The sequence below is a fragment of the Enterobacter pseudoroggenkampii genome, from assembly GCF_026420145.1.
Classification (GTDB): Bacteria; Pseudomonadota; Gammaproteobacteria; order Enterobacterales; family Enterobacteriaceae; genus Enterobacter; species Enterobacter pseudoroggenkampii.
Genome location: NZ_JAPMLV010000002.1, coordinates 360,297 through 385,976 on the forward strand (window position 1 = coordinate 360,297; position 25,680 = coordinate 385,976).

A 25,680-nucleotide genomic window follows, 5' to 3' on the forward strand; every position below is an offset into this window, starting at 1 on the left:
ACCATGACACACGATAACAAACTCCAGGTTGAAGCCATCAAGCGTGGCACCGTGATTGACCACATCCCTGCGCAGGTGGGCTTTAAGCTGCTGACGCTGTTCAAACTGACCGAAACCGACCAGCGCATCACCATCGGCCTGAACCTGCCGTCAGGTGAAATGGGCCGCAAGGACCTGATCAAAATCGAGAATACCTTCCTGACCGACGAGCAGGTTAACCAGCTGTCGCTGTACGCGCCGGACGCCACCGTCAACCGCATCGACGAGTATGAAGTGGTCGGTAAATCCCGCCCGAGCCTGCCGGATCGCATTGAAAGCGTGCTGGTCTGCCCGAACAGCAACTGCATCAGCCATGCCGAGCCGGTTTCCTCCAGCTTCGCAGTGAAAAAACGCGCCGATGACATCGCGCTCAAATGCAAATACTGCGAAAAAGAGTTTTCTCATTATGTGGTGCTGGCCAACTAATTGAGGTTGGTAATGAAATCCCGGCTGTTATAATGGCCGGGAACATTCTTAACGCTGTAATTCTGGAGAAAACATGAGCAAAGTACTCGCGACGGAAAATGCACCAGCCGCTATCGGCCCTTACGTTCAGGGCGTTGATCTGGGCAGCATGATCATCACTTCAGGTCAGATCCCCGTAAACCCAAAAACCGGTGAAGTGCCGACCGACGTGGCAGCACAGGCGCGTCAGTCGCTGGAAAACGTGCAGGCTATCGTTGAATCTGCGGGCCTGAAAGTGGGCGACATCGTTAAAACCACCGTTTTCGTGAAAGATCTGAACGACTTCGCGACCGTAAACGCCACCTACGAAGCCTTCTTCACCGAGCACAACGCCACCTTCCCGGCGCGCTCCTGCGTGGAAGTGGCGCGTCTGCCAAAAGACGTGAAAATTGAAATCGAAGCGATTGCCGTACGTCGCTAATTCGCTTTGTCGACGATAAGGCAGCCTGGGCTGCCTTTTTTTATGGCCCGCTACTGATTCCGCGTGGCGCGAAGCAGCGTCTCCAGCGGATAGACCGCCGCAATCACCACTTCGTCCTGCACCTTCGCCACGTTATCCAGCTCGCTCTGAATCGAGGCTATCTCTTTATCATCCAGCGTGCCCTGGCGCGCCACCAGATCCGTCAGCCGCAGGCCAATTGAGGCCAGCTTATCCACCTCCTGGATCACCGGCTTCATCGCCTTCAGCTGATAGCTGTTTTCGCTTAAGGCCAGCGCGTCGCTGGTGTTGCTCTGCCAGCGGTTGAAGACGTGGCGCAGGGCGTCGGCGCTTTCCGTGTCCTCCGCATCGCTCACCAGACGGTCCGCCCATTTGTGCATCTGGCGCACGGTGGCACTTTCGGCGTTTAGCGCATCGGCGAAGCGGTTGAGGGGCTCGAACTGATGATAGTTTCCGGCCTGGAACTTCAGGTGCTGACGGGTGTAATACTGCGCGGGCTCTACCGCCTGCGCGAGGATCTGCAGCGGCAGGGTGTCGGCATTACCGGCGAGACGCGTGAACTGCACCTGCTGCTGGGTGTGCTGCTGCAGCCCGACCGACACCGTCGACCAGCTGTCCATCGCCTGCAGGCGGGTGTACATGTTTTCGACATCGTTGACGTCCTGCGCCGACCACAGCCGCTCCGCCACCGCAAACGTGCGCGGCCACAGGCGGATATCCAGCACCGGCGCCACCACGTTTTCCGCCCACAGCGCCGCTTCACCGCCGAGCAGGTTGGCCTGGTTCGCCACGTCCGGCACGACCGGCGGAACGCCTTTCGGCACGTCGTCCAGACGCGTGCCGCTAATCGGGTAGCGCGTATTCCCCACCAGGAAATAGCCGGAAAGCTTGTCGTTATCGACGGTGACGACCGGGCGCGTTTCGCCCATCCACGTATCGACGGTAAACGTGACCTGGCTGTCATCGCGCCATTCGATGTTCTGCACCGCGCGACGGGATTTCCCGGCAAAATCAATAAACCCGCGCCAGCCCGCATCCCCTTTCACCAGCGTGAAGCTCCCCTCCACCGGCTTACCCTTCAGGCGAGGCATGGTGAAGGCCCAGCTCTGGGCGCTGTCGGTGTCCGCTATCACGTCCACGCCGTTCAGCCCCTGCGGGACGATCTCGTTGCGGTAGTGATAGGCGGTGGACTGGGGCTGGTCGAGATAAAAGCCGGTCGACAGAATGCCCTTGTAGCCGCTCTGCGCCACCTGCCCCAGCGCGTCCTGCCCCTGCCAGGACTGGATCAGAATGCTTTTCGGCAGGTCAGGATGGTAGATCTCATCCCAGCCGACCATCTGGCGGTGATGCTTCTCGAGGATCGTTTCCAGCTTGCGGTTGAAGTAAGCCTGCAGCGCGTGGCTGTCCGCCAGCCTGTTGTCGCGCATAAACTGCTGGATAGCCGGGTTCGCTTTCCACTGGCTGTCGTCCACTTCGTCGCCGCCGATATGCAGATACGGATCGGGGAAGATCGCCGCCAGTTCGCTGACCATCGCGTCGGCAAAGGTATAGGTTGCGTCTTTTGTCGGATCCAGCACCGGCTTCAGCACGCCCCAGTGGCGTTCCATTGCGTACGGTCCCGGCGCGCTCATCAGCTCCGGATAGGCCACAGCAATCGCCGAGGCGTGGCCCGGCATGTCGATCTCCGGCACCACGCGGATACCGCGCTCGGCGGCGTAACGCACCACCTCGCGCATCTGTTCAGGCGTGTAGAACAGCCCGTCGCTGGCAAGCTGCGTCAGCTTAGGGTAGCGCTTCGAACTGAAGCGCCAGCCCTGGTCGTCGGTCAGGTGCCAGTGCAGCACGTTGAGCTTCGCCGCGGCCATGCCGTCGATCTGGCGTTTAATATCCGGCAGTGGGATAAAGTGACGCGCCGAGTCCAGCAGCAGCCCGCGCCACGGGAAGCGCGGCGAATCTTCAATGGTAACCCACGGCAGAGAGGTATTTTCCGCTCCGTTCTGCATCAGCTGGAGCAGGGTTTCCATGGCGCGCAAGGCACCAAAGCGGGTGTTGGCGGAGATAGTCACGCCGTTAGCATCCACCGTGAGCCTATAGCTTTCATCGCTGTCCGGCAGCGGCTGCGGCTTCACCTTTTTAGCGATGGCAATGCGGACAGTCGGTTTGTCTGGCTTTTCAGCCTGAGGCTGCAATGTCCAGCCGGTTTGCAGGGCGATGCGCTGGCGCAGGCGGTTGACGGCGTCGCCCAGATCGTCGCCGCTGACGCTGACAGAGATTTTATCGTTAAGCACCAGCGCGCCCTGGGTCGTCGGGCGTTCGACCTTCGCAGGCCAGGGCATTAAAGGGAGATCCCCTGCCGGGGCGGCAAAGGCAGAGGCGCCGAGCATCAGCCCGGCGGTTAAGAGACTGTACCGTAACATGAATGTTCCTTATCTGACGGGCCAAATAAAGGCAAAACATTCTGTTAACATGCGCTCAATTTGTCGTCAAGCGAATGCGCCGACGGAGATCACAGGTTGTTGAATTTGAGAGGAAAGCTATTGCCGGGTGGCGGCTTCGCCTTACCCGGCCTACGTTCGGATCGTAGGCCCGGTAAGCGCAGCGCCACCGGGCTTGCCGTTACTGCCACCCATACCGACGCGCATAGAATCCTTTCACCATCTGCGTCAGCACCATATACCCCGCGAGGATCGCCACCAGCCACGGGAAGTAGCTCAGCGGCAACGCCTGCAGCTGCAGGTAGCTCGCCAGCGGTGAGAACGGCAGCGCGATGCCGAGCGCCATTACAATCCCCGTCATCACAATCAGCGGCCATGCGGCACGGCTCTGGATGAACGGAATGCGGCGCGTGCGGATCATATGCACAATCAGCGTCTGCGACAGCAGACCGACCACGAACCAGCCGGACTGGAACAGCGTCTGGTGTTCCGGGGTGTTGGCGTGGAACACAAACCACATCAGGCAGAAGGTCAGAATGTCGAAGATGGAGCTGATCGGGCCAAAGAACAGCATAAAGCGCCCAAGATCTGCCGGGTTCCAGTGCTGCGGCTTCTGGATCTGCTCGTCGTCCACGTTATCAAACGGAATCGCCACCTGAGAGACATCGTACATCAGGTTCTGGATCAGCAGGTGCAGCGGCAGCATCGGCAGGAACGGCAGAAACGCGCTTGCCACCAGCACGCTGAAGACGTTACCGAAGTTGGAGCTGGCGGTCATCTTGATGTACTTGAGCATATTGGCAAAGGTACGGCGACCTTCGATGACGCCCTCCTCCAGCACCATCAGGCTTTTTTCCAGCAGAATGATATCCGCCGCTTCGCGGGCAATATCGACCGCCCCGTCTACGGAGATACCGATATCCGCCGCGCGCAGGGCGGGCGCGTCGTTGATGCCGTCGCCCATAAAGCCCACCACGTGCCCTTCGCGCTTAAGCAGGGTGACGATGCGCTCTTTGTGCATCGGCGTCAGGCGGGCAAACAGCGTGGTACGCTGGGCAAGCTTCGCCAGCTCGTCATCAGAGAGATGTTCAATATCGCTCCCTACTACCACGTCGCCCGCGTCCAGCCCCACCTCGTGGCACACTTTGGCCGCCACCAGCTCGCTATCGCCGGTGAGGATTTTGACGGTAATGCCGCTCGCCTTCAGCGCTTTCAGCGCCGGTGCGGTGGTCTCTTTCGGCGGATCGAGGAAGGCGATGTAACCCTCGAGGATCAGATCGGATTCGTCGATACGCTGATAGTCACCCTCGCGCGCCGGCAGGAACTTGCTCGCCACCGCCACCACGCGCAGCCCCTGACGGTTCAGGTTGTCGGTGACGCGCTTGATGCGGCGCAGCATGGTGTCGTCCAGCGGCACGATGTCGCCGTTATAGCGTACCTGCGTCGACACGTTGAGGATCTCCTGCAGCGCGCCTTTGCAGATCAGCTGATGCACATCCGTCTGCTCGCTCACCACCACCGACATCCGGCGGCGCTCGAAGTCGAACGGGATCTCATCCACCTTCTGCCAGCGGCCGGAGAGCGTGCGGGCGGACTCTTCATCTACCCCTTCCAGCACCGCGACGTCGAGCAGATTTTTCAGCCCGGTCTGGTAATGGCTGTTCAGCCACGCGCTGTGCAGGACGCGCTCGCTGGTTTTGCCGGAGATATCGGTGTGGTTCTCCAGCACGATTTTGTCCTGCGTCAGGGTGCCGGTTTTATCGGTGCAGAGGATGTCCATCGCGCCAAAGTTTTGAATGGCGTCGAGGTGTTTGACGATCACCTTCTGTTTCGACAGTTTTACTGCCCCGCGCGCCAGCGTGGAGGTGACAATCATCGGCAGCATTTCCGGCGTTAAGCCGACCGCCACGGAGAGCGCAAACAGCGCAGCTTCCCACCAGTCTCCCTTGGTGTAGCCGTTGATCAGCAGCACGATCGGCGTCATCACCATCATAAAGCGGATCAGCAGCATGCTGACGCGGCCAATGCCTTTCTGGAAGGCGTTCGGCTCGCTCTCCTGCTCGCTGACGCGCCCGGCAAGCTGACCAAACCAGGTGTTGCCCCCGGTGGCGGTGACAATCGCCTGCGCGGTGCCGCTGACCACCGTGGTGCCCATAAAGCACAGGGTGTCGCACTCGAGCGGGTTCATCTGCTGCGGGTCGCGGCTGCGCGCCACCTTTTCAACGGGCAGGGATTCCCCGGTCAGGGAGGCCTGCGCGACGAAGAGATCGCGCGCCTGGATGATGCGTAAATCCGCCGGGATCATGTCCCCCGCGGCCAGCTTCACCAGATCCCCCGGCACCAGCTGGTCGATAGGCAATTCCACCCAGGCGTTTTCGCCGAGATCGTTGATCACGCGCGAGACGGTCGCGGTGTTGCTGACCATCGCCTTCAGGGCGTCCGCCGCTTTGGTGGAGCGGGCCTCCTGAATGAAGTTCAGCAGCGTGGAGATGCCCACCATCAGGGCAATCACCCCTGCGGCAAACAGATCTTCCGTCGCATAGGAGATGAGGCCAAGCACGGTCAGCAGCAGGTTGAACGGGTTGCGGTAGCAGAGCCACAGATGCACCCACCACGGAGACGGCTTTTGTGCCGGAATGAGGTTATCGCCGTGCACGGCGCGGATTTTTTCCACTTCTGCCGCGTTCAGCCCTTCCGGGTGCCCGCCAAAGGCGCGCCAGACTTCATTTTCATCCATCGCCGCCACGTTCAGGCAGCGTTCGGTCAGGGACGCGGGGATCGCCGCCCCCGCCATGTTTTTGGCGTTTGGCAGTGGGTCGCGCTGAACCAGACGGTGTGGCAGGTGGCGGCTCAGCAGGGCCTGCAGCTGCCGGGTGATATTTTTAAACATAGTCATTCCTCCGCATCCGCGAATGCGGACGCAGCATTTCCTTCAGGCGTGGCAAGGCCGTACCTGAGAGGCACTCAATTTTTCAAGCAGGAACGTTTGGGACGTTGCTGCCTCACATCACCGGTGAGTCAGCAACAGGCTGGCTTACCGGAAAGAACGCATTCTCCCGTTCAGGAGAGGTGTGGGATCGGGATCCATGAAGCCTCCGGTAAGTAAAAAGTAGGGTGTCGCCGCGCAGTATAAGGATTTAAGCGTACCCTTTGTGACGATTCGGGCGGTATTATACCCCCCTGCAAATAAACCGAACGTAAACCAGACTTTGCCCATAGCGAAATCGCGCTATAGCATTAGGCTCAATTGACCATTTTGTCGTTGTTACAGGGAATACAGCATGCAGAACCGCCTTACGATTAAAGACATCGCGCGTTTAAGCGGCGTGGGGAAATCAACCGTCTCACGCGTGCTGAACAACGAAAGCGGCGTCAGCGAACGCACCCGCGAGCGCGTTGAGGCGGTCATGAATCAGCACGGCTTTTCCCCTTCCCGCTCCGCGCGCGCCATGCGCGGGCAGAGTGACAAAGTGGTCGCCATCATTGTTTCGCGTCTGGATTCTCTGTCTGAAAACCTCGCCGTGCAGACCATGCTGCCCGCCTTCTATGAGCAGGGATATGACCCGATCATGATGGAGAGCCAGTTCTCGCCACAGCTGGTGGAAGAGCATCTGGGCATGCTCCAGCGGCGCAACATTGACGGCGTGGTGCTGTTCGGCTTTACCGGCATCAAAGACGAGATGCTAAAACCCTGGCAGCCGTCGCTGGTGCTGCTGGCGCGCGATGCCCACGGTTTTGCATCCGTCTGCTATGACGACGAGGGCGCGATTATCACCCTGATGCAGCGCCTGTTTGACGAAGGCCATCGTCATATCAGCTTCCTCGGCGTGCCGCACGCGGACGTCACCACAGGCAAGCGTCGCCATGAGGCCTATCTGGCCTTTTGCAAAAAGCACAACCTCTCCGCCGTGGCCTCTCTGCCGGGGCTGGGCATGAAGCAGGGCTACGAGCAGGTCGCCAGCGTTCTGACGCCGCAGACCACCGCGCTGGTGTGCGCCACGGATACCCTGGCGCTGGGTGCCAGCAAATATCTGCAGGAGCAGCGCATCGATAACCTGCAGGTGGCGAGCGTCGGCAGCACGCCGCTGATGAAGTTCCTGCACCCGGAGATCATCACCGTCGATCCGGGCTACGCCGAGTCCGGCAGACAGGCCGCCACGCAGCTGATCGAGCAGATCAACGGGCGCGCTGAGCCGCGTCAGATCGTCATTCCCGCTCACCTTTCGTAACCCTCCTAAAACAGATTATTGTGATCTTCGCCTGATTTCGGGAACGTTCCCATTTTCGCCGTCACGCTGAAGGAGTAGGCTTGCGCTCAGGTCATTACACCCCCTCACCATCTGTCATGAGGTTTCATGATGAGTAAAGTCAAACAAGCAGATATCGATCGGCTGATCGTCCTGGTCGGCGGCCGCGAAAACATCGCTACCGTCAGCCATTGCATTACCCGCCTGCGCTTCGTGCTGAACGATCCGGCCAAAGCCAACCCGAAGGCCATTGAAGAACTCTCCATGGTTAAAGGCTGCTTCACTAACGCCGGTCAGTTCCAGGTCGTGATTGGTACCGAAGTGGGCGATTACTATCAGGCTCTGCTGGCAACGACCGGGCACTCCTCCGCCGATAAAGAGCAGGCGAAGAAGGCCGCGCGCCAGAACATGAAGTGGCACGAGCAGCTGATTTCCCACTTCGCGGAGATCTTCTTCCCGCTGCTGCCGGCGCTGATCAGCGGAGGCTTGATCTTAGGCTTCCGTAACGTCATCGGCGACGTGCCGATGAGCGACGGCAAAACCCTGGCGCAGATGTATCCGGCGCTGAAAACCGTGTACGACTTCCTGTGGCTGATTGGCGAGGCGATCTTCTTCTATCTGCCGGTCGGGATCTGCTGGTCCGCCGTGCGCAAGATGGGCGGTACGCCGATCCTCGGTATCGTACTGGGCGTCACGCTGGTCTCTCCGCAGTTAATGAACGCTTACTTACTTGGTCAGCAGGTGCCTGAGGTGTGGAACTTCGGCCTGTTTACCATCGCCAAAGTGGGCTATCAGGCGCAGGTCATTCCGGCCCTGCTGGCGGGCCTGGCGCTGGGCTTTATTGAAACCCGACTGAAGCGCATCGTGCCGGATTACCTCTATCTGGTGGTGGTGCCGGTCTGCTCGCTGATTCTGGCGGTCTTCCTGGCGCATGCCTTTATCGGTCCGTTTGGCCGCATGATTGGCGACGGCGTGGCCTTCGCGGTGCGTCACCTGATGACCGGCAGCTTCGCCCCGATTGGCGCCGCGCTGTTTGGCTTCCTGTACGCCCCGCTGGTGATCACCGGCGTGCACCAGACCACGCTGGCCATTGATATGCAGATGATCCAGAGCCTCGGCGGCACGCCGGTCTGGCCGATTATCGCCCTGTCTAACATTGCTCAGGCGTCCGCGGTGACCGGCATCATCATCGTCAGCCGCAAGCACAACGAACGCGAGATCTCCGTTCCGGCGGCCATCTCCGCCTACCTCGGCGTCACCGAGCCGGCGATGTACGGTATCAACCTGAAATACCGCTTCCCGATGCTCTGCGCGATGATCGGTTCCGGTCTGGCGGGCCTGGTGTGCGGACTGAACGGCGTAATGGCAAACGGGATTGGCGTCGGCGGCCTGCCGGGCATCCTCTCCATCCAGCCCGCTTACTGGCAGGTGTTCGCCCTGGCAATGGCCATCGCGATCGTCGTCCCAATGGCGCTGACTACCGTGGTTTACCAGCGTAAGTTCCGTCAGGGCTCGCTGCAGATTGTTTAACTCTCTCTTTCGGGGCGCAGTTGCGCCCCTTCGCATTTGCAGGAACACACTATGAATACCCTTCCTCACTGGTGGCAAAACGGCGTTATCTACCAGATTTACCCCAAGAGTTTCCAGGACACCACCGGCAGCGGCACAGGCGATTTACGCGGCGTGACGCAGCGTCTGGACTACCTGAAAACCCTCGGCATCGACGCCATCTGGCTGACGCCGTTTTATATCTCCCCGCAGGTGGATAACGGCTACGACGTGGCGAATTACACCGCCATCGACCCGGCGTACGGCACGCTGGATGATTTTGACGAGCTGGTCGCCGAGGCGCACCAGCGCGGCATTCGCATCGTGCTGGATATGGTGTTCAACCACACCTCAACCCAGCACCCCTGGTTCCGGGAATCGCTGAACAACGCGAGCCCGTACCGCCAGTTCTACATCTGGCGCGACGGCACGCCTGAGCAGTTGCCTAACAACTGGCGCTCCAAGTTTGGCGGCAACGCCTGGCGCTGGCACGCGGGGAGCGAGCAGTATTATCTGCACCTGTTCGCGCCGGAGCAGGCGGACCTCAACTGGGAAAATCCGGCGGTGCGCGCCGAGCTGAAAAAGGTGTGCGAGTTCTGGGCCGACCGCGGCGTCGACGGCTTGCGCCTCGATGTCATTAACCTGATTTCGAAAGATCAGGATTTCCCGAATGATGAGACGGGTGACGGTCGCCGCTTCTACACTGACGGGCCGCGCATCCATGAATATCTGCAGGAGATGAGCCGCGACGTCTTTACCCCGCGCAACCTGATGACGGTAGGCGAGATGTCCTCGACTTCGCTGGAGAACTGCCAGCAGTATGCTTCTCTCGATGGCCGCGAGCTGTCGATGACCTTTAACTTCCACCACCTGAAGGTGGACTATCCCGGCGGCGAAAAGTGGACGAAGGCGAAGCCGGACTTCGTGGCGCTGAAAACCCTCTTCCGCCACTGGCAGCAGGGGATGCATAACAAAGCCTGGAACGCCCTGTTCTGGTGTAACCACGACCAGCCGCGCATCGTGTCGCGCTTCGGTGACGAAGGAGAATACCGGGTTCACGCCGCGAAAATGCTCGGCATGGTGCTGCACGGTATGCAGGGCACGCCGTATATCTATCAGGGCGAAGAGCTGGGGATGACGAACCCGCACTTCAGCCGCATCACCGATTACCGCGACGTGGAAAGCCTGAACATGTTCGCCGAACTGCGCGCCAACGGCCGCGATCCGGATGAATTACTGGCGATTCTGGCGAGTAAGTCCCGGGATAATGGCCGCACGCCAATGCAGTGGGACGCGTCGCACAATGCGGGCTTTAGCGAGGGTGAACCGTGGATTGGCGTCTGCGATAACTACGAAACCGTGAACGCCCGCTCGGCGCTCGACGATGCGGATTCCGTCTTCTATACCTATCAGTCGCTGATTAGCCTGCGCAAAACCCTGCCGGTGCTGACGTGGGGAGATTATGAAGATCTCCTGCCGGAACACCCTTCTCTGTGGTGCTACCGTCGCCAGTGGCAGGGACAGACCCTGATCGTTGCGGCGAACCTGAGCAATACGCCTCAGGAATGGCAGACAGACCTTCTCAGCGGTAAGTTGCAGGTAATGATGAGTAACTACCCGACACCACCAACGACGTCGCTGCGTCCGTTTGAAGCCGTCTGGTGGTTGCAACAGTAACCGTCCTGCCGGGTGCAGCCCTGCACCCGGCTTACTTTACTGTTTTTGTTGAATAATTAATCAGATTTTTCTCGCTCGCCTTTACAAATGCTGTAGCGCCCGCCGTTTGTACTCTCGCCTTTTTACTTTGTTCTGAATCAAATAAATCGCAAACATGTTTGATGCAAATCACTATATGTAGCACTTAAAATGCACGCCGACCCAATATCTTGTATTTATCGTCTACTATTCCAACAACAAGACGGCGCTTACGCTGGCCGGAATTGTGGATAACACGAGCCGGGAACGCGGGAAGTCTTTGGCCTGGCGGGAAATGCGTCCGGTGAATACTTCTCCACCTCTGTGGATAACCTGTTTTCAAAAATGGAGTGATCATGACACCGCATGTGATGAAACGTGATGGCTGTAAAGTGCCGTTTAAATCAGAGCGCATCCAGGAAGCCATTCTGCGTGCAGCTAAAGCAGCGGGAGTCGATGACGCAGATTACTGCGCCACCGTCGCAGAAGTCGTTAGCAGCCAGATGAATGAACGCAGCCAGGTCGATATCAACGAGATCCAGACCGCGGTTGAGAACCAGCTGATGGCAGGGCCCTACAAGCAGCTGGCGCGCGCCTACATTGAGTACCGTCACGATCGTGACGTGCAGCGCGAGAAGCGCGGTCGTCTGAACCAGGAGATCCGTGGCCTGGTCGAGCAGACCAACTCCGCCCTGCTCAATGAAAACGCCAATAAAGACAGTAAAGTGATCCCGACCCAGCGCGATCTGCTGGCCGGTATCGTCGCCAAACACTATGCCCGTCAGCATCTGCTGCCGCGCGACGTGGTGTCTGCGCACGAGCGCGGCGAAATTCACTACCACGATCTCGACTACTCGCCATTCTTCCCGATGTTCAACTGCATGCTGATCGACCTGAAAGGCATGCTGACCCACGGTTTTAAAATGGGTAACGCCGAGATTGAACCGCCTAAGTCGATCTCCACGGCCACCGCGGTCACGGCGCAGATTATCGCCCAGGTCGCCAGCCACATTTATGGCGGGACCACCATTAACCGCATTGACGAAGTGCTGGCTCCGTTCGTCACGGCGAGCTTCAACAAGCATCGTAAAACGGCTGAAGAGTGGCAGATCCCGGACGCTGACGGCTACGCCCATTCCCGCACCGAGAAAGAGTGCTACGACGCCTTCCAGTCGCTGGAATATGAGGTGAACACGCTGCACACCGCCAACGGCCAGACGCCGTTTGTGACCTTCGGTTTTGGTCTTGGCACCAGTTGGGAATCACGCCTGATTCAGCAGTCCATCCTGCGCAACCGTATTTCCGGCCTTGGCAAAAACCGCAAAACTGCGGTGTTCCCGAAACTGGTGTTCGCGATTCGCGACGGCCTGAACCACAAGTTTGGCGATCCAAACTACGATATCAAACAGCTGGCGCTGGAGTGCGCGAGCAAGCGCATGTACCCGGACATCCTGAACTACGATCAGGTCGTCAAAGTCACCGGTTCGTTTAAAACGCCAATGGGCTGCCGCAGCTTCCTCGGCGTGTACGAGGATGAAAACGGCGAGCAGATCCACGACGGGCGCAACAACCTGGGCGTCATCAGCCTGAACCTGCCGCGCATCGCGCTGGAGGCAAAAGGTAATGAAGCTGAATTCTGGACACTGCTGGATGAACGTCTGCAGCTGGCGCGGAAAGCGCTGATGACCCGTATCGCCCGTCTGGAAGGGGTGAAATCCCGCGTCGCGCCGATCCTCTATATGGAAGGAGCCTGCGGCGTGCGCCTGAAGGCGGACGATGACGTGTCTGAGATCTTCAAAAACGGTCGCGCGTCGATTTCGCTGGGCTATATCGGCATCCACGAAACCATCAACGCGCTGTTTGGCGACACGCACATGTACGACAGTGAGGCCCTGCGCGAAAAAGGCATCGCCATCGTTCAGCGCCTGCGCGACGCGGTTGACCAGTGGAAAGAGGAAACCGGCTATGGGTTTAGCCTCTACAGTACGCCGAGCGAGAACCTGTGCGACCGCTTCTGCCGTCTGGACACCGCCGAGTTCGGGATTGTGGAAGGCGTGACCGACAAAGGGTATTACACCAACAGCTTCCACCTCGACGTGGAGAAGAAGGTGAACCCGTACGACAAGATCGACTTCGAAGCGGCCTATCCGCCGATCGCCAGCGGCGGCTTCATCTGCTACGGCGAGTACCCGAACATTCAGCACAACCTGAAGGCGCTGGAGGACGTGTGGGATTACAGCTATCAGCACGTGCCGTATTACGGGACCAACACGCCTATCGACGAGTGCTACGAGTGCGGCTTTACCGGTGAGTTCGAGTGTACGAGTAAAGGCTTTACCTGCCCGAAATGCGGCAACCACGATGCAGCCCGCGTCTCCGTGACTCGTCGCGTGTGCGGCTACCTCGGCAGCCCGGACGCGCGTCCGTTTAACGCGGGCAAGCAGGAAGAGGTGAAGCGCCGCGTGAAGCATTTGGGGAATGGGCAGATCGGGTAAGTTCTGCGCAGGGTTCTCCCCCTCACCCTACCCCTCTCCCTCAAGGGAGAGGGAACCGATCGAGCACATTGCTAAGCCTGACTCCGGTTTTCTCCCGCTCCCTGTGGGAGAGGGCCGGGGTGAGGGCATCAGGTTAACGCTATGAACTATCACCAGTACTACCCCGTCGACATCGTCAACGGCCCCGGCACCCGCTGCACCCTGTTTGTTTCAGGCTGCGTCCACGAATGCCCTGGCTGCTACAACAAAAGCACCTGGCGCTTAAATTCCGGCATGCCGTTTACCGCTGAAATGGAAGACAAGATCGTCAACGACCTGAACGACACGCGCATTCACCGTCAGGGGATTTCCCTCTCCGGCGGCGATCCGCTGCACCCGCAAAACGTGCCGGATATCCTGAAGCTGGTGAAGCGCATTCGGGCAGAGTGTACGGGAAAAGATATCTGGGTCTGGACAGGCTACAGGCTGGATGAGCTGAACGCGCAGCAAATGGAAGTCGTGGATCTGATTAACGTGCTGGTCGACGGCAAGTTCATGCAGGATTTAAAAGACCCGGCGCTTATCTGGCGCGGCAGCAGCAACCAGGTTGTGCATCATTTGCGTTGATCAAAGGCGGATGTTATCCATCCGCCCTTATCTCAAAAACGACTCAAACTCTCCATCGCCACCGCCTTAAATCCGGCAAAATCCTCGCAGCTACAGAGACGTGACATCGCCCGCTCGCGCAGGAAGGTGACGAAGATATCGTAAATCGCCATCGCCTCTTCGTACTCGCTTTTGCTGATGGCGAGCAGGAAGATGACGTGCGCGGTTTCGTCGCCCCACTGAACGCCGTGCGGGGCGAGCACGGTATAGACCACCGTTTTCTGCGCCAGCAGGCCGAGGGAGTGCGGGAGCGCAATGCCGTCGCCGAGCATGGTGCTGACGATAGCTTCACGCTCAACAACCGAATCCAGAAACTCCGCGCCAACAAAGCCTTCGGCCTCAAGCTGTTCACACAGCTCGCGGAACAGCGTCAGCTGATCGATCGGCTTGTCGATAATGCGGAAATGGGCCGCGTCGAAGTATTTATCCAGCATCCACGGGCGGGTGCGGTCCACCAGCACCAGCTTGCCGATCTGCTCCAGCTGATAGTCGGTCGGGAACGGGGCGATCGTCACCACCGGTTTTGACTTTTCGCTGACGCGGGCGGTGGCGATCACAAAGTCTTCGCCAATCGTTTCCGCCAGCTCGTACTCGCGCAGGGTGAGCGTGCGCGTGACCTCAATCTGCGGGTATTTACGCTGCAGCACCGCCTCAATCATGCGCACCATGGCATTACCGGCGTCGCATACCAGCAGCACGCGCGGCTGACGCTGGTAGCCAATGTTGTAGTGACGCTCCAGCCCGACGCCAATATGCAGCACCAGGAAACCAATCTCGTTTTCGCTGATCACATACGGCGTGTATTTGCCCCAGCTCGACACCGCCGCGAGGGTCATGTCCCACGCCATCGGGTAGTGCTGCTTGATGTTATCCAGCAGCGGATTGGGGATCATGATTTGATACCGCACGCGGGTAATCATGGTTTTGATATGCGTGAGCAGGTCCGCGTGCAGCTGCGCGTCGCTGAGCAGGTTGTAGTTATAGTGGGTGTTGATATAGCGCAGGATGTAGTTGACCAGCGCTTCGTCGTCATCGGCGTTAATTGCGCTCGGGGCAATCTCCTGAATCTGCCGCGCCGCAATGTGCACGCACAGCCAGCTCTCCTCCGACGGCGAAAGCGTTTTGCCTGCCAGTTGCTGGATGGTCACCGCGATATCTTTCGCCGCCTCGCGCACGTTCTCTTCCACGTCTTCGGCGTGGAATTCCGGCAGCGGATAGCCCTCGCTGATGCGCCGCACCGACACCGCGCAGTACAGGCGTAGGAACAGCTCGCCTTCATCGGTCAGGCGAATGTGGTGACGCGTCAGGGCGTCGTGCAGCACCGGCACCATCTGCTCCGCCACGCCCGCATTCAGCGCCACGTCGGTCACCAGCGGGTTCAGGCTGTCCTGCTGCGCCAGCTCCCAGAGCAGATCGGTCAGGCAGGCGCGGGTGGACATCTCGCTGCCAAACAGCTTCATGCCGTGGCGCGGGCGGGTTTCCAGCGTCAGGTTGTAACGATGAAACCACTCGCGCACCTCCGCCATGTCGCTTTGCAGCGTGGCGCGGCTGACGAACCACTCGTCCGCCAGATCCTCCAGCTTAAGCGAAAACGCCGAGGTGAGAAAACGCACCACCAGATAATGCACGCGCTCCGGCCCGGTCCGCGGGATACGCAGCGCGCGCGGGTGGGATGCCTGAAGCTGCTGATAGCGCCCGGCATCCTCAATTTTGAGCTGGTAGCCGTTGCCCCGGCTCAGGATAAACTGCGCGCCGTGGCTGGCCAGCAGCGCGTTAAGGGCGGTAATGTCCGCACGGACGGTTCGCGTGGAGACCGACAGCCGCTGCGCCAGCTCGTCCTGCGGCAGCGTCTCGTTTTGCAACAGTTCGAAAAGTTGCGCTAAACGTTGGTTCGGAAATCGCACGGGTTTGTCCTCTTACGGCTTAAGGTGAAATGACCATCTGGGATGGGCTGCCGACCGGGGTATAGTCTGGCTCAAAGCTTAGCTTGCCGTCCTGACCGACGCGGAAACGGGTAATGTTGTCGCTCCGCTGGTTCATGACGTACAGCCAGCGCCCCTGTTTATCGAGCGTCAGGGTGCGGGGATAATCACCACACGTCCACACATCGTCCTGATGCGTCAGCGTACCCTCCGCTGTTACGGTAAAGTGCCCGATGCTGTTATGCAAACGGTTAGCCACATACAGCTGTTTGCCATCAGCGCTTAATGCCAGCCCGGCAGCAAAGCTGGTGCCTTTGTAGCCTTCCGGCAGGGCTGAAAGCGTTTTGCCCTCTTTTAAGGTGCCGTTGGCGTTCACGGTATAATGGGTGAGCGTAGACGCCTCTTCATTAATCAGCCACAGGGCATCGCCTTTTGGCGTAAAGACAAAGTGGCGCGGCCCGGCGCCTTTCGAGGAGGCGCTGATAAACGGCGGATCGTTCGGCGTCAGCTTCCCGGTTCGATCGTCAAAACGGTACTGGTAGAGGCGATCCAGCCCAAGATCGGTGGAAAACACATATTTTCCGCTCGGATCGGCGGCGATCATATGCGCGTGGGGGCCATTATGATCGCTGATGGCAAAGCTGCCCTCCGCAGCGGCTTCGGGCTTCGCCGCGCCCGGTTCGCCTTTGTCCTGATGTGTGTCCGTGGCTTCACCCAGGCTGCCGTCTGCCTTGATCGGCAAAACGGCAATCGACCCGCTGACGTAGTTGGCCACCAGCAGATGGCGACCGTTCGGGGTCAGCGACAGGTAAACCGGCCCCGCGCCGCCGGAGGCCACCTGATTGAGCTCGCTCAGCTCACCGTTATCGCCGACGCGCAGCGCCTGCACCACGCCCTGCTCCACTTCGCTTGCCAGATACAGCGTTTTGCCGTCCTGTGAAAGGGTCAACTGCGCCGCATTCGGCAGTTTGCTCACCAGCGTTTTATTCGCCAGCGCGCCGGTTTGCGGGTCAACGGTAAAGCGGTACAGCCCTTCGCCGTTGGGGTTGTAGGTGCCCACCCAGGCGTATTGCGTCTGGGCGATCGCGGCAGTGGTCAGTAAAGAAAGTGAAGCGACAAGCAGGGTACGGGTGTGCATGGTGGCTCCTGTATATGTGTGAGTTCTACTTCACCAGCTTCTTCGTCATCGCCAGCAGGGTACGCACATCTTCCGGACGCGTATCGCCGCTGGCTTTGTCGATAATTGAGCTGTAGATATGCGGGATGATTTTGCTCACGCCCGCGTCGAGGGCGATCTGCAGGATCTCCTCATAGTTTTCCAGATCGATACCTCCGGTTGGCTCCAGCCAGAAGTCGTGACGGGCGCAGGCTTCCGCCACCGCCTTGTACTCGTCACGGCACTTGAGGCCGCCCATCGGGAAGTACTTGATTGAGCTGCCGCCGAAATCTTTCAGCAGGGCAATCGCGGTTTCAACCGGCACGATGCCGTCCGGCGCCGCGCTGCTCAGCGGTCCGGTAGAGATTTTCACCATCCCGACGGTGCCGGTCGGGGAGACCAGACCGTTGACCACGGATTCATTCTGCCCCAGCAGCGCGCGGCTGGTAGCCACGCCGGTAAACACCTGGTTAACATGCTGCGGCTGCACCTGGCGGGAGATTTCACTCACCATTGCCGACTGGTTCGGGTCGCCCGCGCCCAGGCCAACGGAGAGCGCGTTATCAATCAGGGCGGCGTATTCGCGCATATCGGCGACGGCGCTCGCCACGTCCGGGTAATTTTTGGAGAGCACGCCCACCAGCACGTGACCTTCCGCCGCCTCGTAAATGGCGCTGGCGTTGGCTTTGGAGCCTGCCAGCACGTTCAGACAGACGCGGTCACGGTAAAAGTTGGGGGTCAGTTTCATGCATTTTTCTCCTGTCCTAACACTTCGCTAATGCGGCGGTACACGATGTTCAGCTGCTCAGCATTCACGCTGCGCACGTCCGCCTCGATAATCCCTTCGTTGGCCTTGTAGCCACGGAAGTAAATGGCGTATTCACCCTGTTTCAGCTTCGCCACCAGATCGCCCGTGCCGACGCCCGTTGCGGCTTCGTCGAACTTAATCTCGGTGCGGGCGATGTCGCGACCGGCGCTGTCCCAGACCACGCGCGCGGTGACGCCGTTCAGGGTGTTGAGCGCGTCAATAAACGGCGTCATCTTCGCCACCATCTCGGCACCGCTCTCTTTGGTCGCCGTCAGGTAGTGTTCGATGGCGCAGGTCAGGCCAAGAATGCCCTCTTTACCCACCTTCATGGCGCGGCCAATGCCCGCCGTCTGGCGTTTTACCCACTCTACGTACTGGGTTTTGCCGATCACCAGCCCGCTGGTTGGCCCTTCGATCGCCTTCGCGCCGCTGTAGATCACCAGGTCCGCGCCGGAGCGGTAGTACACGTGCAGATCTTCTTCCGCCGCGGCATCGACGATCAGCGGGAGATCGTGTTTACGTGCGACGACTGCCGCCTGCTCGACGCTGAGCATGCTTTTCTGCACGCAGTGGTGCGATTTGATATAGAGGATCGCCGCCGTGCGCGGGGTGATCGCCGCCGCCAGCTGATCGGCAGAGCATTCGTTGGCGTAGCCCGCCTCCACCAGCTTGCCGCCGCCCAGCGCCACCATGGTGCCCACCGGCGTGCCAAAGTTCACGTTGTGGCCTTTCGGCAGGACGATTTCGTTGTTCTCAATCGGGGTCACGTGCAGGTTTTCCAGCAGCCAGTCGCTGTCTTTGACCAGCACTGCCGCCACGGACTGGGCAATGCCCGCCGACGCGCAGGAGACGACCGTCGCCCCTTCCACGTCCAGCAGCTTCGCGATGTATTCCCCGGTTTTGTTGACCAGATCCTTCATCTCGAAATAGTGATTCATCCCGTCCATCGCCGCCTGCACCACCTCCGGGCGCGGCGTGGAGACGCCCAGCGCCGTCATGCGGCCAGAGGTGTTGATTACCTGCTTTAAGCGATACTTCTCATAAATCGAAGACATTTTCCGTGCTCCCTTGTTCGGTCATGTAGCCCTTGCCCGCGCGGATCGCGGCAAGCGGCACCAGAATGTGTTCAGCCTGCAGGCTGTCGTTTTCGGCATCCGTCAGCACCGTCGGCTGACGTTTAATCGTGAACAGCGTCAGGTCGCCGTCGAGACCCGGCTGAATGCGGCCCTTATGCGACAGGCGCAGGCCGTCGGCGGCGTTCGCGGTCACGCAGTCAATCACCTGCGGCAGCGACATGCCGATGGCGAGGAATTTCGACATCACGCTTGCCAGCGAGCCCACCGGGCCGTTGATGCGGTTGCGGCAGTAGATATCCGAGCTGATGGTGTGCGGCAGGATGCCCATCGCGATGGCGCGTTTCGCCACTTCGAAGCTGAAGCTCGCCGTACCGTGGCCGACGTCCAGACGCACGCCGCGCTTCAGGGCGGAGGTGATGGAGGCGCGCAGCTCGCCGGAGGGCGTCAGAATGCGGTTAGGCTTGCCGTTGTAACAGTGGGTGATGATGTCGCCCGAGCTCAGCAGTTCGGCAATTTCGTCGAGGTTCGGCGGGTTGTTGCCAATGTGCACCATCAGCGGCAGGTCGCCGTTCTCTTTCTGAATGGCTTTGGCGCGCTCCAGCGGCGTAATGCCGTTTTCACCGACCACGCTGCTGCTCATGCGCGCCTTCAGGCCGACGATAAAATCAGGGTGGCGCTTCACCGCCTGCTTCACCGCGTCGACATCAACATTGGCCATATTGGCCAGCTCGTTCTGGGCAATCAGCCCTACGCGGGAGATGTTCAGCAGAGCAAAAACCTCGGTGGAGGCCTTGCGGGTGATCTCATAGAAATCGTCCACGTCGTCGGCGCCGGTGCTGCCCGCGTCCACTACGGTGGTGACGCCGGTGGCAACGCCGACGCTGTCGGGCTCGTCGTGGTAAATCGGGGAGTTCGGGTAGCAGTGAACGTGGGAGTCAATCCAGCCTGCGCTGACGAACACATCGCCGTTCAGCTCAACCGTTTTATGCGCGGGGGCGTCAATGTCGCCCAGCGCCGCGATCTTCCCGTCCTGAATGGCGATATCGGTCAGGGTATCGTCGGCAAAGCGCGCACGGCGCAGGAGTAAATCAAACATGAGGATCTCCTGATAAGGCGGGCGCCGGAGCGCCCGCGGGTATTAAAGGGCGACCGGGAACAGCCAGCCCAACAGCATTGCACCCAGAATGGCGCCACCGGTGATCGGCTTCTGCCAGATGTAGAACACCAGCGCTCCCAGCAGGGAACCGACGCCGATAGGAATGGAGGCGGTCATGGCGCTGAGGATAATCAACGGCCCGAGGAAGCGGCCGGAGGCGTTACCTGCGCCCATCATCACGTCTGCGCCGTAGGTGGAGTTGCTCTGGTTGATGGTGAACTTACGCGCCAGGATGATGACGTAGCCAATTGCCAGACCAATCACCAGGCCAGTGATCAGCGAAGCAATGAAGTTGGTCACCGGGAACATGATCCCCGCGCCCAGCAGCAGCGCCGGAACCCCGAGGCCCACGCCGGTCTGGATCGCACCGCCGATGTCGAGAATACCGACCAGCGACCCTTCGATAATACGGGCGAACAGGAAGCTCGCGCCGAACGCCGCCACCGCGCCGTAGACGCCGGTATCAATACCCGCCTTCAGCATCGCCACGAAGGCCACTTCGTTAAACGCGCCGATGCCGTAGAGGTAGTACATGTGCGTCCCGGCGAAGACGCCGGAGGAGAGCAGGCCAACAAAGATCGGGAACGACCAGTCGGCATACCAAAAACCTTTATTCTGTTCCATGTAGAGGCTCCTGTTATTTACCGCTGAGCGAGTTGTGGATCATGTCAAGCCAGTTCGGCACGGTCAGATGGAAGGATTCGATCATCTTCATGTCGAAGCCGCGGAAGAAGCCGCTCAGCACGAACAGCAGGACGATAGCCGCCATCATCACTTTGGTGACGTGGTTCCAGCCGCTCTCCTCTACGCCTTTACCAATCAGGATCCCCAGCACCAGGCCCGGCACGGCGTTGCCCATAATCAGCTGCGCTGCGCCGCCGAAAATGGTCGCCCAGAAGCCCGATTTTTTACCCGCGTCGATGGCCGCCAGCCAGAAGATCACCGGCATCACGGTGTTGACCAGCAGGTTTGCCGCCGGCACCAGCACCTTGACGGCGGTGACCTGAAGCGCAGCCGGTACGGAGGAGGCGGTAAGGTTAAGGAAGGTCACGACAATCATGCCGATCAGGCCGCAGGCAATCGCCATTTTGCGCGGATCGTGCAGCGTTTCGCCGACGTTACGGTTTTTGATCATCAGTGCAGCAGCACCCCAGTTCGGGATGATGCGGTGGTCAACGTCCTGTGTGAAAGCCCCTGCGGCCACGGAAGAGGCCCAGGCGTTAAAGAAGAAACCTAACCCAAAGGAGAAGTGGGACGCCGGATCCCCTTCACAGGAGTTCAGTTCCCCCAACGTACGAAACGCGCCCATACCCTGTGTGGTAGGCGCATGAAACATGCGTGCAGCCCCGGCTCCGACACCGACGCCAACCAGGCCGCCAATGATGAGCGATTTTATTAATATAATTAAGAACATCAGTCTGCCCTTTTATGAATAATCAGCGTTGCGTGACGAAATCCACCTGGTCGAGATTGATGGCTGTCACGTTGACGGTCACATCCAGCTCCACGCTGTAGGTGCGTCTTTCCCGGCGCAGAAAGAAGAACAGAAACGCTTCTTTACGCACCGCTTCTTGCGCCTGAACGACCTGCACATCCTGTGGCTCAATACGCAGTAAGATATGCGGTGAAGCTTTCATCACCGCGGCCTGAACGTGGTTGAGCGCGTCGGCAAAGGCGCGCGCTTTGGCGTCGCCTTTCCCCTTCACTCTCACCGTGGTTGTGAACTGTTCTTTCATGCTTATGCGCCGTATTTCTTCTGCCACGCCTGTACCAGACGCTCGCCCAGCTCTTCTTTATCCATAAAGCCGAAGCCCAGCACGTTGCAGCCTTCGTTGATGGCGGTCACGCCCTCTTCCACGGAACGCATGCCGTATTTGGCCTTATAGCCATATTTGGTTTGGGCCGTGATGGCACCCGCGCCGCCGCTGCCGCAGAAGGAGATGCCGAAGGTGGCGTTTTCCGCCTTCATCATGTCACCCAGCTTCATGTCCGCCGCCATGCCCGGCACAACCACCGCGCGTCCACCCGCTTTTTCCACACCGGCAGCCACTTTCTGACCTTTGCCCAGGCGATCGCCAATCACGACTGTAATCTGTTCCATGTGTTGCTCCTTAAAGGTTGTCTTTCGCGACTTCAAAGTGAACGGAGAGCAGCCAGGCTTCTTCATCAGGAAGGTTGCCAAACTGCGCGACCACTTCACGGGCGAGCCGCATTGAATCCGGTGAAATTTCGTCAAACAGCTCTGCTTCAACCTCCGGCAGCGGCTCGCCGGTCACGGACCGGTGCGCCATGGCGCGCACGTGGGAGGTGAGCATCTGCTCCTGTACCGCATTGGGGATGATGTTGTTCCGGGCCAGCAGGGCATAAACCTGCTGCAGCATGGTGTTTGCGAGCTGTTCAGTTTGCTCCGCCTGTTCCCCAACGTCGTTCATTACCGCTCCGTTAATCACTGGTCTTACCCCGTTAATGGCTCTGGAATAAAACTAACGTTGGGGGGGAATTGTTTGTAGCGAGTTGTTTTCCACTTCGAAGTGGAAAGGCGAGCCGCGGCAGTGATCTGTGCCACATAAATGCGGTGAATCTGGATAAACCGCTGCATTTACGTGATGAATATCACGCTATTGCGCGGCCAAAACGGGGCAAGCAAAGCGGAAAAGATTACGAGCGGGCTCGTAGAAATGTGACGTGGATAAGGTTTTCTTATGGGGCTCCGCTAGAGTGGCAACGGGTGCTTGAGACTGACCGTCTCAGGCATGGGACGGAAAGTGGAAAGCCCCGCCTGATAGAAAATCAGGGCGGGGGCTCGAAACGACACGTCACACCGTGGAGTTCGCTACCTCGCCCGCTTTAAAGCAAGGAGGCATCCATGAAACGCCAAAACCCAGGCATTGGAGTTTTGATGATTATTGCTTTGACAATAATCATCTTAACGCTGGTGACGCGGAAAACACTGTGCGAGATCAGTTTTCGAAACGATTCTTTTGCAGTGACAGCGAGGATGGATTGTCGCTCCGGAAAGTCAGGAGCAAGGATGCGGGGGCGCGTCATGCGCCTCCGCATACGGGCAAAGGACGTACAGCTCAGGCACCCAATTAACGATACTTTTGGTGGTACGTGTTGCGCGTGGTCACAAACTGCTCGGCCGCCGCCTGGGCTTCCTTCACTTTGCCTTCGTTAGCCAGCTTCAGCGCGCCGTCGATCTGGCCGACCAGCACGTCAAAGCCGTGACGGTAGTCTTTCATCTCTGCACTGTCTGCGGCTTTGCTTTCCAGCTTCGGAGGCGTCGCTTTCTGTGCATCCAGCGCCGCTTCACGCATTTTGGTCAGCGCGTCTTTCATTTCAGCCGCATTGTCCGTTTTCTGCACCACCTTCAGGTTTTGACCGAGGATGCCCATGTCGTCTTCAAGATCGGCAGCAAACGCAGAAGAGCCAAGAACCAGCGTTGAAGCCGCGACGATCGCTAACAGATGTTTACGCATTGCTCACTTCCTTTTTTATTATTAAAACGCCTTTACGGATATTACTGGCCGGCGATTTTCATTTCCGGCAGAAGTACAGAACCACACTGTATATTGCTACGTGTTTCAATATCGTTACCGACCGTAACGATATTGCGCCACATGTCCTTCAGGTTGCCGGCAATCGTAATCTCGCTTACCGGATACTGAATTTCGCCGTTTTCCACCCAGAAGCCCGCAGCGCCGCGAGAGTAGTCTCCGGTGATGCCGCTTACGCCCTGGCCCATCAGCTCCGTGACGACCAGGCCGGTACCCATCTCTTTCAGCATCTGCTCAAAGTTCAGGCCCTGCCCGGCAATGCGCCAGTTGTGGATGCCGCCAGCGTGTCCGGTACTTTTCAGCCCCAGCTTGCGCGCGGAGTAATTAGTCAGCAGCCACTGGGTCAGCACGCCGTCTTTGACGATGTCACGACGTTCGGTACGCACGCCTTCGCTGTCGAACGGCGTGGAGGCCAGCCCTTTCAGCAGGTGCGGATGCTCTTCGATGGTCAACCATTCCGGCAGGATTTGCTTGCCCAGCGAATCGAGCAGGAAGGTCGATTTACGGTAAACCGAGCCACCCGCGATAGCGCCCACCAGATGACCAAACAGACCGGTCGCCACTTCGTTGGCAAAAATAACCGGGGCCTTCATGGTGGAGAGTTTGCGCGGCGACAGGCGAGACAGCGTGCGTTCGGCACACTCTTTTCCCACCCACTCCGGAGACTGCAAGTCCCCCAGCGCGCGGCCAATGGTGTAGGCGTAGTCACGCTCCATGTCTCCGTTCTCTTCGGCGATGACGCAGCTGGAGAGAGAATGACGGGTGGAGCAGTAGCCCTGCAGCATGCCGTGGCTGTTGCCGAAGACTTTGATGCCGTAGTGGCTGTTGAAGCTGCCGCCTTCGGTATTGGTGATGCGCTTATCCGCCTGCAGGGAAGCCTGCTCGGCGCGCGCGGCCAGTTCGATCGCTTCGTCCGGGGTCACTTCCGCCGGGTGGAAAAGATCGAGATCCGGCGCATCAAACGCCAGCAGGTCTTTATCCGCCACGCCTGCGTAAGGATCCGGGGAGGTATAACGGGCGATATCCAGCGCCGCCTGCACCGTACGGGCAATGGCATCCGGACTGAGATCGGTGGATGACGCGCTGCCTTTGCGATTCTGGTGATACACCGTGATCCCCAGCGCGCCATCGCTGTTGAATTCGACATTCTCCACTTCGCCATAGCGGGTACTCACGCTGATGCCGGTGGTTTTGCTGACCGCCACTTCGGCGCCATCTGATTTTTCTGAAGCAAGCATCAGCGCGGTGGAGACGGCTTCTTCAAGAATCTTACGCTGCGCTTCAACTTGTGAGGTTACTTTCATCGCAAATGCCATACTGTAAGAGAGAGTTATCTGAAGTCTAACAGAGAACCGTTTTTCAGTGCGCGTCTTAACTGGTAACATTAGCCTCTTTTTTTAAGGAGCCTGACATGACTAAGCAGCCCGAAGACTGGCTCGACGACGTTCCCGGTGATGACATCGAAGACGAAGATGATGAGATCATCTGGGTCAGTAAAAGTGAAATTAAACGTGACGCCGAAGAGTTAAAACACCTTGGCGCGGAAATGGTAGAACTGGGTAAAAACGCGCTGGACAAGATCCCGCTCGACCAGGATCTGCGTGATGCCATTGAACTGGCACAGAAAATCAAAAAAGAAGGCCGTCGTCGCCAGCTTCAGCTTATCGGGAAAATGCTGCGTCAGCGCGATGTTGATCCGATCCGCCAGGCGCTGGACAAGCTGAAAAACCGCCACAACCAGCAGGTTGCGCTGTTCCACAAGCTGGAGCAGATCCGCGATCGCCTGATTGAACAGGGTGATGACGCCGTACCGGAAGTGCTGAACCTGTGGCCGGATGCCGACCGCCAGCAGCTGCGTTCCTTGATCCGCAACGCGAAGAAAGAGAAAGAAGGGAATAAGCCGCCGAAGTCTGCGCGCCTGATTTTCCAGTATCTGCGCGAGCTGTCTGAGAACGAAGAGTAATCCCCCTCTCCCCAGAGAGGCGAGGGAGAAAAGA

23 protein-coding genes are annotated in these 25,680 nt (G+C 59.0%); 9 read left to right on the top strand and 14 right to left on the bottom strand.

All coding sequences use genetic code 11. The features are described 5' to 3' along the window. Positions 1–3: 3 nt before the first annotated feature. Positions 4–465 carry an aspartate carbamoyltransferase regulatory subunit gene (gene pyrI, locus OTG14_RS14920; protein ID WP_023310197.1) on the top strand — a complete coding sequence of 154 codons (462 nt, stop codon included), beginning with the start codon at positions 4–6 and terminating at the stop codon, positions 463–465. A 73-nt stretch (positions 466–538) separates the two neighbouring features. Continuing rightward, on the top strand, positions 539–925 hold the full coding sequence (gene ridA / locus OTG14_RS14925; RefSeq protein WP_024907263.1) for a 2-iminobutanoate/2-iminopropanoate deaminase: 387 nt from the start codon (positions 539–541) through the stop codon (positions 923–925). A 50-nt stretch (positions 926–975) separates the two neighbouring features. Here ridA and OTG14_RS14930 read toward each other — a convergent pair whose 3' ends face one another. Continuing rightward, positions 976–3,360 (bottom strand): beta-N-acetylhexosaminidase, encoded by a 2,385-nt coding sequence (locus tag OTG14_RS14930; protein WP_267215313.1) that lies wholly within the window; start codon positions 3,358–3,360, stop codon positions 976–978. Positions 3,361–3,559: 199 nt separating this feature from the next. After that, on the bottom strand, positions 3,560–6,268 hold the full coding sequence (gene mgtA / locus OTG14_RS14935) for a magnesium-translocating P-type ATPase (protein ID WP_045335516.1): 2,709 nt from the start codon (positions 6,266–6,268) through the stop codon (positions 3,560–3,562). A gap of 391 nt (positions 6,269–6,659) precedes the next feature. Between mgtA and treR the strand changes: the two genes are divergently transcribed. From treR to nrdG, 5 genes are all read left to right on the top strand, one after another. Next, complete coding sequence (gene treR / locus OTG14_RS14940) at positions 6,660–7,607, top strand: trehalose operon repressor TreR (RefSeq protein ID WP_024907266.1); 948 nt, start codon at positions 6,660–6,662, stop codon at positions 7,605–7,607. A 129-nt stretch (positions 7,608–7,736) separates the two neighbouring features. Further along, a complete protein-coding gene (treB, locus tag OTG14_RS14945) occupies positions 7,737–9,155 on the top strand; it encodes a PTS trehalose transporter subunit IIBC (protein ID WP_024907267.1) in 1,419 nt (472 codons plus the stop codon). Between the two features lie 51 nt (positions 9,156–9,206). Next, positions 9,207–10,850 carry an alpha,alpha-phosphotrehalase gene (gene treC / locus OTG14_RS14950; RefSeq protein ID WP_267215314.1) on the top strand — a complete coding sequence of 548 codons (1,644 nt, stop codon included), beginning with the start codon at positions 9,207–9,209 and terminating at the stop codon, positions 10,848–10,850. A gap of 374 nt (positions 10,851–11,224) precedes the next feature. Continuing rightward, complete coding sequence (gene nrdD, locus OTG14_RS14955) at positions 11,225–13,363, top strand: anaerobic ribonucleoside-triphosphate reductase (protein ID WP_267215315.1); 2,139 nt, start codon at positions 11,225–11,227, stop codon at positions 13,361–13,363. Positions 13,364–13,504: 141 nt separating this feature from the next. Next, positions 13,505–13,969, top strand: a complete 465-nt coding sequence (gene nrdG, locus OTG14_RS14960; protein ID WP_267215316.1) for an anaerobic ribonucleoside-triphosphate reductase-activating protein — start codon at positions 13,505–13,507, stop codon at positions 13,967–13,969. Positions 13,970–14,001: 32 nt separating this feature from the next. On the opposite strand, the gene OTG14_RS14965 is transcribed toward nrdG, so the two are convergent. The 10 genes from OTG14_RS14965 to OTG14_RS15010 are packed head-to-tail and all read right to left on the bottom strand — an operon-like array spanning position 14,002 to position 22,576. Then, positions 14,002–15,912, bottom strand: a complete 1,911-nt coding sequence (locus OTG14_RS14965; RefSeq protein ID WP_267215317.1) for a BglG family transcription antiterminator — start codon at positions 15,910–15,912, stop codon at positions 14,002–14,004. 19 nt (positions 15,913–15,931) lie between these two features. Beyond that, complete coding sequence (locus OTG14_RS14970) at positions 15,932–17,068, bottom strand: lactonase family protein (protein ID WP_267215318.1); 1,137 nt, start codon at positions 17,066–17,068, stop codon at positions 15,932–15,934. A gap of 25 nt (positions 17,069–17,093) precedes the next feature. Beyond that, complete coding sequence (dagF, locus tag OTG14_RS14975) at positions 17,094–17,834, bottom strand: 2-dehydro-3-deoxy-phosphogluconate aldolase (protein ID WP_024907273.1); 741 nt, start codon at positions 17,832–17,834, stop codon at positions 17,094–17,096. Further along, the gene (locus OTG14_RS14980; protein ID WP_248272834.1) at positions 17,831–18,949 is read right to left on the bottom strand and encodes a DgaE family pyridoxal phosphate-dependent ammonia lyase; all 1,119 of its coding nucleotides are present in this window, start codon (positions 18,947–18,949) and stop codon (positions 17,831–17,833) included. Before OTG14_RS14980 ends, dagF begins: the two co-directional genes overlap by 4 nt. Continuing rightward, the gene (locus OTG14_RS14985; protein ID WP_248272835.1) at positions 18,933–20,066 is read right to left on the bottom strand and encodes an amidohydrolase/deacetylase family metallohydrolase; all 1,134 of its coding nucleotides are present in this window, start codon (positions 20,064–20,066) and stop codon (positions 18,933–18,935) included. Before OTG14_RS14985 ends, OTG14_RS14980 begins: the two co-directional genes overlap by 17 nt. Before the next feature lie 42 nt (positions 20,067–20,108). Next, positions 20,109–20,750 (bottom strand): DUF4310 family protein, encoded by a 642-nt coding sequence (locus OTG14_RS14990; RefSeq protein ID WP_024907276.1) that lies wholly within the window; start codon positions 20,748–20,750, stop codon positions 20,109–20,111. A gap of 13 nt (positions 20,751–20,763) precedes the next feature. Beyond that, positions 20,764–21,540 (bottom strand): DUF4311 domain-containing protein, encoded by a 777-nt coding sequence (locus OTG14_RS14995; protein WP_024907277.1) that lies wholly within the window; start codon positions 21,538–21,540, stop codon positions 20,764–20,766. Positions 21,541–21,562: 22 nt separating this feature from the next. After that, the gene (locus tag OTG14_RS15000; protein WP_006810338.1) at positions 21,563–21,862 is read right to left on the bottom strand and encodes a DUF4312 family protein; all 300 of its coding nucleotides are present in this window, start codon (positions 21,860–21,862) and stop codon (positions 21,563–21,565) included. Between the two features lie 2 nt (positions 21,863–21,864). Next, the gene (locus OTG14_RS15005) at positions 21,865–22,227 is read right to left on the bottom strand and encodes an SFCGS family glycine-rich protein (protein WP_010427372.1); all 363 of its coding nucleotides are present in this window, start codon (positions 22,225–22,227) and stop codon (positions 21,865–21,867) included. A 10-nt stretch (positions 22,228–22,237) separates the two neighbouring features. Then, the gene (locus OTG14_RS15010) at positions 22,238–22,576 is read right to left on the bottom strand and encodes a glycine dehydrogenase (protein ID WP_025911967.1); all 339 of its coding nucleotides are present in this window, start codon (positions 22,574–22,576) and stop codon (positions 22,238–22,240) included. Positions 22,577–23,025: 449 nt separating this feature from the next. Here OTG14_RS15010 and OTG14_RS15015 point away from each other — a divergent pair, with 449 nt between their 5' ends. Further along, a complete protein-coding gene (locus tag OTG14_RS15015; protein ID WP_232473051.1) occupies positions 23,026–23,304 on the top strand; it encodes a Hok/Gef family protein in 279 nt (92 codons plus the stop codon). Here OTG14_RS15015 and cybC read toward each other — a convergent pair. After that, positions 23,219–23,605, bottom strand: a complete 387-nt coding sequence (gene cybC, locus OTG14_RS15020; protein ID WP_023334302.1) for a cytochrome b562 — start codon at positions 23,603–23,605, stop codon at positions 23,219–23,221. The genes OTG14_RS15015 and cybC overlap by 86 nt on opposite strands. Positions 23,606–23,646: 41 nt before the next feature. Continuing rightward, a complete protein-coding gene (gene pmbA / locus OTG14_RS15025) occupies positions 23,647–24,999 on the bottom strand; it encodes a metalloprotease PmbA (RefSeq protein ID WP_032643854.1) in 1,353 nt (450 codons plus the stop codon). 95 nt (positions 25,000–25,094) lie between these two features. Between pmbA and yjgA the strand changes: the two genes are divergently transcribed. Beyond that, positions 25,095–25,646, top strand: a complete 552-nt coding sequence (gene yjgA, locus OTG14_RS15030) for a ribosome biogenesis factor YjgA (RefSeq protein ID WP_024907281.1) — start codon at positions 25,095–25,097, stop codon at positions 25,644–25,646. The last annotated feature ends 34 nt before the right edge of the window (positions 25,647–25,680 follow it).

Bases quoted from the DNA above. Each gene is read 5' to 3' on its own strand.
- pyrI (WP_023310197.1), top strand. From the start codon at position 4: ATGACACACGATAACAAACTCCAGGTTGAAGCCATCAAGCGTGGCACC.
- ridA (WP_024907263.1), top strand. From the start codon at position 539: ATGAGCAAAGTACTCGCGACGGAAAATGCACCAGCCGCTATCGGCCCT.
- OTG14_RS14930 (WP_267215313.1), bottom strand. From the start codon at position 3,360: ATGTTACGGTACAGTCTCTTAACCGCCGGGCTGATGCTCGGCGCCTCT.
- mgtA (WP_045335516.1), bottom strand. From the start codon at position 6,268: ATGTTTAAAAATATCACCCGGCAGCTGCAGGCCCTGCTGAGCCGCCAC.
- treR (WP_024907266.1), top strand. From the start codon at position 6,660: ATGCAGAACCGCCTTACGATTAAAGACATCGCGCGTTTAAGCGGCGTG.
- treB (WP_024907267.1), top strand. From the start codon at position 7,737: ATGAGTAAAGTCAAACAAGCAGATATCGATCGGCTGATCGTCCTGGTC.
- treC (WP_267215314.1), top strand. From the start codon at position 9,207: ATGAATACCCTTCCTCACTGGTGGCAAAACGGCGTTATCTACCAGATT.
- nrdD (WP_267215315.1), top strand. From the start codon at position 11,225: ATGACACCGCATGTGATGAAACGTGATGGCTGTAAAGTGCCGTTTAAA.
- nrdG (WP_267215316.1), top strand. From the start codon at position 13,505: ATGAACTATCACCAGTACTACCCCGTCGACATCGTCAACGGCCCCGGC.
- OTG14_RS14970 (WP_267215318.1), bottom strand. From the start codon at position 17,068: ATGCACACCCGTACCCTGCTTGTCGCTTCACTTTCTTTACTGACCACT.
- dagF (WP_024907273.1), bottom strand. From the start codon at position 17,834: ATGAAACTGACCCCCAACTTTTACCGTGACCGCGTCTGTCTGAACGTG.
- OTG14_RS14980 (WP_248272834.1), bottom strand. From the start codon at position 18,949: ATGTCTTCGATTTATGAGAAGTATCGCTTAAAGCAGGTAATCAACACC.
- OTG14_RS14985 (WP_248272835.1), bottom strand. From the start codon at position 20,066: ATGTTTGATTTACTCCTGCGCCGTGCGCGCTTTGCCGACGATACCCTG.
- OTG14_RS14990 (WP_024907276.1), bottom strand. From the start codon at position 20,750: ATGGAACAGAATAAAGGTTTTTGGTATGCCGACTGGTCGTTCCCGATC.
- OTG14_RS14995 (WP_024907277.1), bottom strand. From the start codon at position 21,540: ATGTTCTTAATTATATTAATAAAATCGCTCATCATTGGCGGCCTGGTT.
- OTG14_RS15000 (WP_006810338.1), bottom strand. From the start codon at position 21,862: ATGAAAGAACAGTTCACAACCACGGTGAGAGTGAAGGGGAAAGGCGAC.
- OTG14_RS15005 (WP_010427372.1), bottom strand. From the start codon at position 22,227: ATGGAACAGATTACAGTCGTGATTGGCGATCGCCTGGGCAAAGGTCAG.
- OTG14_RS15015 (WP_232473051.1), top strand. From the start codon at position 23,026: ATGATTATTGCTTTGACAATAATCATCTTAACGCTGGTGACGCGGAAA.
- cybC (WP_023334302.1), bottom strand. From the start codon at position 23,605: ATGCGTAAACATCTGTTAGCGATCGTCGCGGCTTCAACGCTGGTTCTT.
- pmbA (WP_032643854.1), bottom strand. From the start codon at position 24,999: ATGGCATTTGCGATGAAAGTAACCTCACAAGTTGAAGCGCAGCGTAAG.
- yjgA (WP_024907281.1), top strand. From the start codon at position 25,095: ATGACTAAGCAGCCCGAAGACTGGCTCGACGACGTTCCCGGTGATGAC.